This window comes from Shewanella sp. YQ_9 (assembly GCF_043103185.1).
In the GTDB taxonomy this organism is placed as follows: Bacteria; Pseudomonadota; Gammaproteobacteria; order Enterobacterales; family Shewanellaceae; genus Shewanella; species Shewanella algae.
In genome coordinates this window covers 171,586-179,522 of the sequence record NZ_JBICJO010000057.1, presented here as the reverse complement: position 1 = coordinate 179,522, position 7,937 = coordinate 171,586, and the positions used below count along the sequence as shown (strand labels likewise).

Genomic DNA, 7,937 nt, shown 5'->3' with positions numbered 1-7,937 from the left:
TTCAATGAGGGGCGTTTTTGTTTTTATCGCGCTATTAATCATCAAACTGGATCATGAAATCCAGAGATGGGGCAAAGAAAGAGGAACCAGTTACCGCCTGAGTAAAGTGCATCAGGTGATCATGGTGTCCTTCTCCGTCACCGAAAACCATACTGTGAAGCATCTTTTCAAAATGGTTAGGTGTCTTACAGGTGGAAATAAACATCAAACCCTGCTGTTTTACAGAACCATAGGGCATGCTCTGACGCAGGATCTCCATCGACTCACCATTGTCATACTTGAGATTTACCCGCTTGATATGTGCCGTCAGCGGTTTGTCTTCCGAGGCGTACTCTATGTTGTCCTGCTTGGTGCGGCCTATGATGTCTTCCTGCTTTTTCTGCGGCAGTCTGTGCCACTTACTCAGATTATGGACATATTTCTGTACATGAATGTAGCTACCGCCGCGAAATGCATCGTCTTCATCACCTACCAGGGCCACAGCTTGACGGCCTCTGCCCTTGGGGTTTTCTGTGCCATCGACAAAACCGGTCAGATCGCGGCTGTCCATAAAGCGGAACCCGCGCTCCTCCTCTTCCAGTTCAGCCAACCCTTCCAGCATTTCGTTGACCTCATTGGCTACCAGATGAAGAATATCCAGGCGATCACAACGCAGGTGAATAAAAATATCGAACTCTATCGCAGGCGCATCCCGGTTACCCGACTCCATCGCAGGGAATGGCCTGAGTTCAGCCGGTCTGCTTCCCGGATAGAGGTGATCCCAAAAGTTGGCACCAATCGCCACAAAGGCGTTAAAGGCACTGTCGGCATACTGATCTGCCAGCTCATACAAATACTGGGCGACATTGGCCAGGCAAGGACGCAGTTGTGACTCTCCGCCTTCGTTGGCATTGAACATCAGATAAACGCTGTGCAGATTTCCCTCAGCGCAGATTCCCAGTTGTTCCCGTGGCATAACCTGTGTATCCATTTGCAATCTACCCTTTCAGATTAATTCATCTTCGGCCTTATTATCCGCAACTTGAGCATTAATTTGAATTAGCTCACGCACGTTTTTGCCGATTGCTTTCAATAACCTGATGCCTGCCCGTCTTTACGGGACTCGGACGCTCCCCGATAAACACCGCTTTCAACATTGACGCCTATGGCCTGATAACCACCAAAAGCTCCGAGAGAATCACTCAAAGTATGCCCCTTTTTCATCAGCTCACGGCGGGTTTCCATGGAAAAGCCCGACTCGAGACTGATATAACCGCCATCTGTCATCTGCTCGCCGGTCGGTTGGCTGGAACCTGTATGCAGTATTCTTGGAGCATCGCCCGCCTCCTGCAGGTTGAGGCCAAAATCAATCAGATTAATCATGATCTGAGCGTGCATCTGGGGTTGGGTGGCTCCCCCCATGACGCCAAAGCTGAGCCAAGGCTTGCCATCTTTGGTGACAAAGGCCGGAATTATGGTATGAAACGGTCTCTTACCCGGTGCATAGGAGTTAGCACGCCCGGGAGTGAGATCAAACAGCTGGCCCCTGTCCTGTAACACAAATCCCAAATCCGGAGGCGTCATGCCTGAGCCCATGCCACGATAATTGCTCTGGATGAGAGACACCATATTGCCTTCTTTATCGGCGGTAGTGAGATAGATGGTATCGCCGTGTAAAAGATTGGGATTACCCGGCTCAACACTGGCGGCGGCTTTGTCAGCATCGATAAGCTTGGCTCTGGCGTAGTTGTATTCTTTGGAGATAAGTGAGGCTACCGGCACTTTGGCAAAGTCCATGTCGGCGTAGAACTTGGCTCGGTCGGCAAACGCCAGCTTTTTTGCTTCCACGAAATGATGCACATATTCGGCGCTGTCCAGCCCCATGGCCTTGAGATTAAATGGCTCCAGGGTTTTAAGGATCTGCAGTGCCGCTATTCCCTGGCCGTTGGGCGGCAGCTCCCAGATATCATAGCCCCGATAATTAACCGATACAGGCTCGACCCACTCACTCTTGTGAGAAGCGAGATCTTCATAGGAAAGATAACCGCCCTGTTGTTGCATATAAGCGGCAATACTGCGGGCTATCTCTCCTTTGTAAAAGACATCCCGGCCCCCCTTGGCAATTTTTTCATAGCTGTTTGCCAAAGCCGGGTTTCGAAACAATTCACCGACGGCCGGCATGCGGCCGCCTGGCATATAGGTTTCTTTAAACCCCGGGTATTTGGCCAGCTTGTCACCGCTGCGAGCCAGATAGAAGGCGATGAGCTCGGAAACCGGAAATCCTTCACGGGCATAATGAATAGCCGGCGCCAGGTTATCCTTCATGGGCAATTTGCCGAACTTGTCATGCAGTTCATACCAGCCATCCACGGCACCGGGCACGGATACGGGCAAAGGCCCATAAGGCGGCAGATGCTCAAGCCCTTTGGCCTTGAGCATCTCCAGCGTCAGAGACGCCGGACTGCGGCCAGACGCATTGAGCCCATAGAGCCGCTGCTCTTTGGCGCTCCAGACAATGGCAAAAAGATCGCCGCCTATGCCAGAGCCAGTAGGCTCCACCAACCCCAGCATGGCATTGGCGGCAATCGCGGCATCTACGGCACTGCCTCCTTGCTTGAGAATATCGACCGCCACCTGAGTCGCCAGTGGTTGGCTGGTTGCCGCCATGCCATTGACCGCATAGACTTCAGAGCGGCTCGCAAAGGCCGCGCCCGTGATTCTGTCCATCGCCATGCTTCCCGTGCTGCAGAAAACAGCCAAACTCCCGATGACGCCGAGTAACAGCTGACGACATGAGCTGTTGCTGATATTCCGTATCCCTTGTGCGTCCTGCATTTTATTATTGCTGTAGTTATGCATCTCGCCTCCGCTCTCATCCCGGAGCGGCGCATGGGCGAGTCCGGGGTTCAGTGAATACCTATGATGAGTTCAATCAAACCGATTGCTTGGTATAACACAGAGACAAACAAATTATCACCCACAGCAAACTTATGAAACAATTGTTGTTAACAACCATTGCCGAACAACACCAACGGATGTTCCAGTGCCGACAGCCTGACTCTCTGCCCTGGAGAAAACTGTACCTGATGACTACGAACCTCGAGTATGACGCCCTCTTGCTGCACATCATAATGGCAAACATTGCCCAGAAAACGCCGCTCGGTAACCACGGCCAGGCCCTGTTCGTCGGGTCGTAACTCCAACTGCTGTGGCCGCAGCAACAACTCGCCCTGCCAGTTCAGTGGCAAACCATGGGGCAAAGAGCTTTTAAGTCGACCGATTTGAGTATCGACACAGTGTTCGCAGCTGACCAGGGCCTTAAGATAATTACCGCTGCCGAGAAAGTCCGCCACATAGCGATTGACCGGGTTGGCATAGAGAGTTTCAGCACTGCCTTGCTGCACTATTTTCCCATCTTCAAACAGCGCCAGGGTATCGGCAAAAACAAAGGCCTCATCCTTACTGTGGGTCACAAATACGGCGCTGACGTTACGGCTCTTGAGGATCGCGCGAATCTCCAGCATAAGCTCGCCGCGCACCTGGGCATCTATATTGGAGAAGGGTTCATCCAACAACAGCAGTTCAGGTTCATAGGCAAGCGCCCTGGCAATCGACACCCTCTGCTGTTGACCGCCGGACAACTCGTGGGGATAACGTTCAGCAAGCCCCGGGAGCTTGACCAACTCCAACATCTCCTCGAGCCGGCTCAGACGCTGCGCCTTGTTCAATCCCTTGACACCAAAGAGGATATTCTGCGCGACCGTCAAGTGGGGAAACAGGGCATAGTCCTGAAAGATCATCCCCACGCCACGCTCCTCTCCCGGAACCTGCAGCTTATCCGTGGTTACTGCACGGCCGCTGATATGAATTTCACCGGCGGAGACCGGCTGCAGTCCGGCAATGGCTCTGAGCAGAGTCGTTTTACCACAACCACTGGGTCCGAGCAGGGCGGCAATTTCACCGGTTTGCAAGGTAATGCTCAGCCCTTTGAGCACCTGCTGGGCGCCATAATGGCTGTGGAGTTGCTTGACACTCAGGGTCGACATCAGTTGTTTTGCTCCAGCGAACGGTTGAGATAAATCAAGGGCACCAGCCCCACCAACACAATGACAATAGCCGCCAGCGCCCCCTGCTCCAACTGCTCATCAGAGACGTATTGGAACACTTGGGTAGCCAGGTTGTGAAACCCGACAGGGCTTAACAGCAAGGCAGCCGGCAACTCTTTCATCGCCTCGATAAATACCAGTAGCAGAGCGGCAAAAATACCGCTGCGCAGCAATGGCAGATGGATTAATGCCAGTACTTTACCCGGTGTCTTGCCCAGGCTGATGGCCGCCATGTCGAGAGAAGGCGACAGCCGTTTGTAACTGCTCTCTATGCTGCCGATGGCGATGGCGGCAAAGCGAATACAAAACGCCAGCACCAGGGCGGCGATACTGCCGGTGAACAAGAGCCCCGGGCCTTGGCGCTCGAACAGGGCATAGAGATCATCGATTCTGAAATCGAGCCAGGTCAGCGGAATAAGCACGGCAATCGCCAGCACAGTGCCCGGCAGAGCGTAGCCGGTACTGACCAGACGGGATGGCAGTATGTCCCACTTTCGCGGACTCAGTCGGCGAATGAACATCAAGAGGATAGCCAAGAGCAAACACAATACACTGCTGATGGCGGCGACCGTTAGGCTGTTGAGACTGTACTGCCAAAAGTCACTGTTCCAGCTCTTTTGCCAGTAATCCAAGGCGTAACTGCCGAGAATGACAAATGGTAAAACAAACGCCAACAGCAGCAACAGCGAGCAGTAGCCGAGCGCCAACCACTCACGCCAACCTTTGAGCCGGTATGGCTCTGGTGCCTCCAGCAACAGCTGTTTTTGAAATAATTGCTGTTTACGCCTCGCCATACGCTCCAGCGCAAACAGAGTAAAGACACCAAGCAACATCAATAGCGAAATTTTAGCCGCGGCCGCCAAGTCACCATAGGCTCGCCAGGTGTCGTAAACAGCCGTGGTCAGGGTGGATACCGCAAAATAATTGACCGTCGCCAAGTCAGCCATGGTCTCCATGGCCACCAGGGCGACCCCGGCCGCCAGCGCCGGGCGCGCCATTGGCAGCGACAAACGCCAGAAACTCTGCCATGGCGAGCAGCCCATCACCTTGGCTGCATGCTGCAAACTTAAGGATTGCTCCAGAAACGCGGTGCGCCCCAAGAGGTAAACGTAGGGGAAGAGTACCAGCGACAACATCACAGTGGCGCCGCCCAGAGTTCGAATATCGGGAAACCAGTAGTCGGTTACCGATTGCCAACCAAAACTTGTGCGTAAAAACCGTTGCACAGGCCCGGCATAATCCAGTAGATCGGTATACACATAAGCGACGATATAGGCCGGCATGGCCAGCGGCAACAACAGAGCCCACTGGAACAGGCGCCGACCCCGAAACTCACAGCGCGCCACCAGCCAGGCAGCCGGCACCGCCAAAAGCAGACTGCCGACACTCACCCCCAACATCAGCCAGAAGGTATTGGCTATGTATGACGGCAACACAGTGGCAAACATCTGCCCAAAGCGGGTTTCGCCCGGTTCTAATGCCTGCATGACCAGCGCCAGCAAAGGCGCCACCATAAGGCCGCAGACGGTAAACCCCGCCCACGACCAGCCCTTGGAGAAGGTCAGGATCACCGCTATTCCCCCATAACCTTTGCAGAAACGCCTTCAAGCTCAGAGATCAAACTTAACCTCATCGAGCAGTCTCAGCGCCGCCTGATGGTGCTCTGCCAATTTGTAGACAGGCAAGTCATCGGCTTTAAAGTCTCCCCAGGATGCCACCAGTTCTGAGACAGGCACATCGGCCTTGACCGGATATTCCATATTGACCTCGGCATAGCTCTGCTGGGCAGCATCCGAAGACAGATACTCCATCAACTTGAGGGCATCGGCCGAGTTAGGTGCATGCTTGGCCAGCGCCATACCCGAGACATTGATATGGGCACCGCGATTTTCCTGGTTCGGGAAGTTGATCACCGCCGCTTCGGCCCATGGCCGCTGTTTGGGGTCTTGCAGCATCTTGCCATAGTAATAGCTGTTACCGATGGCGATATCACACAAGCCTTCTTTTACCGCCTGCACCTGCGCCCTGTCGTTACCCTGAGGCTTACGGGCCAAGTTACTCTTCAGCCCCTGAAGCCAACTCTTGGCATCGGCTTCACCATGGTGGGCTATCATGGAGGCCACCAGCGCTATATTGTAGGGATGCTTGCCACTACGCATACAAACCTTGCCCTTGTAGCGGGCATCGGCCAGGTCTTCATAGTTGATCGCCAGCGGCCCGAGGCGCTCCTTGCTGGAATAGAGATTACGCACTCTCATGGTTAGGGCGTACCAGTTTCCTTCTGGATCCCGGTATTGGGCCGGAATATTCTGCTTGAGCGTGTCGCTTTCCACCTGTTTGACCAACTGCTTGTCCACCAATTCCTGCAAACGGGAAAAGTCAGACGTCAGCACCAGATCCGCCGGTGACAAACGTCCTTCACGGGCCAATCTATCGGCGATGCCATCTTTGGCAAACACAAAATTAACCTTCACCCCGGTAGCCTGACTGAAGTCATCCAGAATGGGCTTGACCAAAAACTCCTGACGATAGGAATAAACCGTCACCTCTCCGGCGGCGGCCACCGGCAGCGTCAGGCTGGATGCGGCCAACGCACTGCAAAGTATCAGACCTGTTTTGTAGCTCATATTCTTCGGCACTCCATGTTGGGATGAGTAATTTAATGAGAACTATTTCTAATCCACTTTGTTTTCAGCCTAGTGCAAAAATTCTGGCAAGGGGAATACAAATGAAATAGACAGAATGGCAGCGGCTGGGAGCAAAGCGATTGGAATCGGCCGAATTGTCGCAAACTAAACTAAACTGAACCTTAAAACCCATGCATGGCGAGGGGGAAAACGCCTTGGATATGTTGGAAATCTTGCTGGCTGTGGTGTCTTTGCTACTGATATTGTTTCTGTTCCGCCACAGATTAAGGCCAGGAAAGCGACGGCTGGCCAAACCTGTTACGCCGCAGGAAAAGCAGTATCACTGTGTCTCCATAATGTTGACACCAACTGCCTGCCAGGCGATAAGAGTGCTTGAAGGCAAGCGTTTTTTGTCGAAGGAGGCGCCCAGGCTTCCCTTGCCTGAGTGTGATTGCAGCCAATGCGACTGCAAGTATCAACATCATGAAGATAGAAGGGTTCCCTTCAGCGACCGACGACTGGATTATGGCATGAGCCATGATCTCTACGGTGCCTTCGGTGAAACCAACCGCAGGGACAACCCCAAGGGCAGGCGTTACTCGGACTTGGCCAAACCGCAAATTACCGAGAAATCATCCAGGACGAGTATCTCGGAAACTCTGCCTGAGTGACGCCGATTCCTGCCAGTGTGCCAGGGCAGGCACTACTTTACGCCAATCGAGATCCGGATGACGAAAATCAAGGTATTCGAGTAGCACCAATAGCAGCACCTGCCTGGCATCGAGTGGACCGCTCGCGATGATTCCCTGACGCTCCACCTCCATCAAGGCTCTGAGCAGGGCCTGCTCGAAACGGCCGCTCCAGAAAGGAGAACGAACCCCCTCCTCTTCACGCATCTGTTCCTGCCTTAGGCCAACGGCGCTATCCAGCGCGCCTTTAAGCAGTGAGAACTGGCACTCATAGGCCCAGTTTCTGGATGGCCCAAAGAAACGATCCTGGCCGAATCTGTCGTCCAGGAAGCGGGCAATGACTTCGCTGTCGAACAGTGCGGCGCCATCGTCCAAAAGCAGACAGGGAATTTTCCCCAAGGGGTTAACTGACAGTAACTCGTCACTGTTATCGAAGGGATTGACCAGCTTTTCATCCAGCGCCAAACCCAGCTCGCGGGCAATGACCCTGACCACGCGAGCATAAGGCGAAGCTGTAGAGTAATAGAGCTGCATCC

At 53.6% G+C, this 7,937-nt stretch carries 7 protein-coding genes; 1 reads left to right on the top strand and 6 read right to left on the bottom strand.

From position 1 onward, the window contains the following. Nucleotides 1-34: 34 nt before the first annotated feature. The 5 genes from ACF8D4_RS15865 to ACF8D4_RS15845 all read right to left on the bottom strand — a co-directional run bounded on the left by ACF8D4_RS15865 (nucleotide 35) and on the right by ACF8D4_RS15845 (nucleotide 6,712). Complete coding sequence (locus tag ACF8D4_RS15865; protein WP_025886988.1) at nucleotides 35-970, bottom strand: Dyp-type peroxidase; 936 nt, start codon at nucleotides 968-970, stop codon at nucleotides 35-37. 98 nt (nucleotides 971-1,068) lie between these two features. After that, entirely contained in the window at nucleotides 1,069-2,712 is a 1,644-nt protein-coding gene (ggt, locus tag ACF8D4_RS15860) for a gamma-glutamyltransferase (protein WP_226685229.1), read from the bottom strand. Nucleotides 2,713-2,984: 272 nt separating this feature from the next. Then, entirely contained in the window at nucleotides 2,985-4,028 is a 1,044-nt protein-coding gene (locus tag ACF8D4_RS15855; protein WP_221059746.1) for an ABC transporter ATP-binding protein, read from the bottom strand. Further along, on the bottom strand, nucleotides 4,025-5,656 hold the full coding sequence (locus ACF8D4_RS15850) for an iron ABC transporter permease (RefSeq protein WP_221059480.1): 1,632 nt from the start codon (nucleotides 5,654-5,656) through the stop codon (nucleotides 4,025-4,027). The genes ACF8D4_RS15855 and ACF8D4_RS15850 overlap by 4 nt, the downstream gene beginning before the upstream one ends. Before the next feature lie 39 nt (nucleotides 5,657-5,695). Continuing rightward, on the bottom strand, nucleotides 5,696-6,712 hold the full coding sequence (locus ACF8D4_RS15845) for a Fe(3+) ABC transporter substrate-binding protein (protein ID WP_107353215.1): 1,017 nt from the start codon (nucleotides 6,710-6,712) through the stop codon (nucleotides 5,696-5,698). A gap of 215 nt (nucleotides 6,713-6,927) precedes the next feature. Between ACF8D4_RS15845 and ACF8D4_RS15840 the strand changes: the two genes are divergently transcribed. After that, entirely contained in the window at nucleotides 6,928-7,383 is a 456-nt protein-coding gene (locus ACF8D4_RS15840; protein ID WP_175472264.1) for a hypothetical protein, read from the top strand. Here the strand turns inward: ACF8D4_RS15840 and ACF8D4_RS15835 are convergent. Continuing rightward, nucleotides 7,345-7,935 (bottom strand): glutathione S-transferase N-terminal domain-containing protein, encoded by a 591-nt coding sequence (locus tag ACF8D4_RS15835; protein ID WP_221055865.1) that lies wholly within the window; start codon nucleotides 7,933-7,935, stop codon nucleotides 7,345-7,347. The two genes, ACF8D4_RS15840 and ACF8D4_RS15835, sit on opposite strands and share 39 nt — an antisense overlap. Between the last annotated feature and the right edge of the window lie 2 nt (nucleotides 7,936-7,937).

Excerpts from the sequence above, each read along its gene's own strand:
- ggt (WP_226685229.1), bottom strand. The coding sequence starts at position 2,712 with ATGGCGATGGACAGAATCACGGGCGCGGCCTTTGCGAGCCGCTCTGAA.
- ACF8D4_RS15845 (WP_107353215.1), bottom strand. The coding sequence starts at position 6,712 with ATGAGCTACAAAACAGGTCTGATACTTTGCAGTGCGTTGGCCGCATCC.
- ACF8D4_RS15865 (WP_025886988.1), bottom strand. The coding sequence starts at position 970 with ATGGATACACAGGTTATGCCACGGGAACAACTGGGAATCTGCGCTGAG.
- ACF8D4_RS15835 (WP_221055865.1), bottom strand. The coding sequence starts at position 7,935 with ATGCAGCTCTATTACTCTACAGCTTCGCCTTATGCTCGCGTGGTCAGG.